Here is a 2470-nt window from a genome sequence, read left to right on the forward strand (position 1 = left end):
TTCTTGCCTTTGCCGAGGCCCATCAGCCGGTCGATATAGGCGAGCATGAGGGCCGAGACGACGAACGCGAGATGGATGATGGTCAGCCACATCAGCTGCTCGGTCGTATAGGTCGACGAGTTCAAAAACACCTGCAAAAGGTGGATGGACGAGATGGCGACGATGGTCGAGGCAACCTTGACCTTCAGCGAGCCGACATCGATGGTGCCCAGCCAGTGCACGCCACCCTCCTGGTCGTCGAAGCGGCTGACGAAGTTCTCGTAGCCCGAGATGATGACCATCACCACCAGCGAGGCAACCAGTGCGGCATCGATCAGGCCGAGCATCTTGAGGATAGTGTCGGTGTCACCGAGCGTGAACGCCAGGGTAATGAACTCATAAAGCTTCTTGCCGAATGACAGCGCATAGACGGCCAATGCCAGGGCCAGGCCGATATAGAAAACGACGAGCAACCAGCGTGAAGCGAGAATGATCGATTCGATGGCGAGTTCGAGACGCTTCATGGGATGATTCCGGCTGGTTATCTCTCAGACAATGGCCGTATTCGGCCAGGCCGCCACCGTTTGCAAGACAAAAAACCCCGCCGAACAAGGTCCGGCGGGGTTCAATGCGTCCCGCTGGAGCCGGGACGGGGCAGGGAACGCCCAGCACCGAATCTGGGGTGGCTGGGTTCAATGAGCCGTGTCTAATGCCCGTACAATTCTTGTTGAACCCGTCACATCCATCCATCCCCGGCGGTGCCGGGGATGGATGCTTCTCGTGCCGATTCCACAAACCGGGTCATGGTTTTGAAATCATGACCTAATTGTTGCTGGCCACAGGTGCCACCAGCGAGGTGATGCGGCGAATGCCGACGCGCCGGTTCTCGCGGTTCGGCGCCGACGTATTGACCTTCAGATACTCCTCGCCATAGCCCTGAGTCGTCAGGTTCTCCGGCGGGATGCCGAAGGCGTTGGTCAAGGCCTCGGCCACCGATTCTGCGCGGCGATCGGAAAGAGCCAGGTTAGCCTCCGGTGTGCCGACGGCGTCGGTGTGACCTTCGATCAGGAAGGTCTCGGCCGGGTTCTTCTTCAACAGCTTCTCCATTGCGGTGGCGACGCCCTCGAGCTTCTGCACCTCGGTGTCGGAGATCGAGGCCGAGCCGAATTCGAAGTTGAGCGTGTCGAGATCGACGCGCCGTGCGATGTCGCGCACGCGGGCCGAACGTTTGACCTCGTCGATCGAGTAGAGGCGCTGGACCTTCTCCACCGGTGGCTGTTCGAGGAAGGTGTAGTAGTCGTCCGGATCTTCGACATCCTCGGAGTCCAGAATGTACTCCTCGCGCGGGATTGTCAGCCGCATCGGCGGCAGATCATCGCCGGGATCGCGCCAGTCGCTGTCGTCCTCATAGTGCCGCTCATCGACATAGCTCAGCACATATTCGCGTCCATCCGGCGCAATGCGCGAACGCTGGATGACGTCGCCATAGCGGTTGCGGATGGTGACGATCTGAACACCGTTGTCACGCTCGACGATTTCCCGGGTGCGGTCGCCCGACAGATCCTCATAGTAGACGTTCCTGGCGCCGCGGGTCATGCGCGGGGCGTCATTGCTCTCGACGAATGTCTGGTTGTTGAACTGCAGGATGACGCGGTCGCCGAGTTCCCTGACGACGTCGACGCCTTTCGGACGCCGGCGGTCACGGACGTTCTCATCGGGCGCACGCTCTACGCGCGTGCCCTTTTCCTCGGTCACCGGCGCGATCTTCTCGGGCTTGATCTCCTGTTGTGCGGCCCTGTCGTCGGTGGGCGGCGGACCTTGGTCGACGGGAGCAGCCACCGGCTTGCGGCCCTGATCGCCACCTTGCTGGGCATTTTGCCCGCCATTCTGCTGCTCGCCATCCTGGGGGACGATCTTGTCGCCCTGCTTGCGGCCGCCTCTGCGCTCGGCGTCCTTCCGGCTGTCCAGGATGGGAGCGGCGTTTGGATCGGCCGGTGCTTCGCCTTGCACCGGGTTTTCGCCCTGTGCCGGTGCTGCCGTCTGACCATTGGCCGGTTGTTCGCCGGTGGCTGGCTGTTCGGCTGTGGCCGGCTGCTCGCCAACAGGTTTCCTGACACGCTTCTTCGTCGTGTCCTGGGGCTGCTCGCCCTGGGCCGCGGGCTGTTCGCCGGCAGGGGCCGTCGCCTCTCCAGCGGGAGCCTCTTTCGGTGCCGGGGCGACTTCAGGTTGGGCCTGCTGGTCCTGCCTGTTCTTCTTGCGCGGCTTGGTCTGCTCGCCGGGCTGGTTGTCGTTGGCTGGTTCCGCCTGGTTGGCCGGCGCCTGCTCGGTTTGCTGCTGCTGGTCGCGCTTCTTCCTGCGTGGCTGCTGTTCCTCGGCTGGCGCTGCCTGTTCGGCCGGCGCCTGCTCGGTCTGCTGCTGCTGGTCGCGCTTCTTCCTGCGCGGCTGCTGTTCCTCGGCTGGCGCTGCCTGTTCGGCCTGCTCGGTCTGCTGC

The 2470-nt window shown here is 63.0% G+C and carries 2 protein-coding genes; both read right to left on the reverse strand.

Features of this window, described 5'->3' with window-relative positions; translation table 11 throughout:
- The coding region (locus EN750_RS29205; protein ID WP_127398823.1) for a TIGR00645 family protein at positions 1-503 on the reverse strand (503 nt) is incomplete at its 3' end.
- A gap of 298 nt (positions 504-801) precedes the next feature.
- Positions 802-2470 (reverse strand): OmpA family protein (locus EN750_RS29210; protein ID WP_245482843.1); only part of this gene is annotated, 1669 nt, incomplete at its 5' end.

Origin of the sequence: Mesorhizobium sp. M7A.F.Ca.ET.027.03.2.1 (assembly GCF_003999175.1) — a bacterium.
Lineage (GTDB): Bacteria > Pseudomonadota > Alphaproteobacteria > Rhizobiales > Rhizobiaceae > Mesorhizobium.